Source organism: Brevibacterium moorei (genome assembly GCF_024580735.1).
Lineage (GTDB): Bacteria > Actinomycetota > Actinomycetes > Actinomycetales > Brevibacteriaceae > Brevibacterium > Brevibacterium moorei.
The window spans coordinates 1-490 of the sequence record NZ_JANIJX010000070.1 but is presented as its reverse complement, the minus strand read 5'-3'; the positions used below and the strand labels follow the sequence as shown (position 1 = coordinate 490).

The following is a 490-nucleotide window of genomic DNA, read 5'->3' as shown; positions in this document are numbered from 1 at the left end:
CAAGCAAAGGAGAGTGATCTCGCATGGTCAGCGTTGTGGGATTCACCGTCGAAGAGGTCCGTGAGTTCGTTCGCGAGTACGAGCGTCAGCCCTATGGTTCGAAAGGCCAGTGGGTCAAGGACAAACCGTTTAGCCGTGACAAACTCCGACGATGGCGGATCGCTTTGTACGCTGGGGATCTGGACCGGGGACTCGCACCCAGGGATCATAGTGTGATGGTTGCACATAGTTACGGACGTACCGCCTACGAGCGGGCACGGGCGAAGAAGGAAGCCGAGCAGTCCGCTGAAATCCAACGCCTCCACGCTCGTATCGAGCAGCTCGAGGGAGCGAACGACGCGTTGGGAAAAGCTATCGGGCTCTTGCATCAGTGGAACGCGCAAGAGCCCGAACCCGCCCGGACGGACGAGCCGAAGGATTCATCCGGACGGAGAACGAACTCGTCACCGGACTGACAACGATTCTGGGCTCCCAACGGAAAGCACTGGAC

At 59.2% G+C, this 490-nt stretch carries 1 protein-coding gene; it reads left to right on the top strand.

What is annotated here, in order from left to right:
• The first annotated feature begins 23 nt into the window (after positions 1-23).
• Positions 24-455 carry a hypothetical protein gene (locus NQ034_RS16085; RefSeq protein WP_257050025.1) on the top strand — a complete coding sequence of 144 codons (432 nt, stop codon included), beginning with the start codon at positions 24-26 and terminating at the stop codon, positions 453-455.
• Positions 456-490 lie beyond the last annotated feature (35 nt).

Coding starts and splice junctions, on each gene's coding strand:
- NQ034_RS16085 (WP_257050025.1), top strand. CDS start 24: ATGGTCAGCGTTGTGGGATTCACCGTCGAAGAGGTCCGTGAGTTCGTT.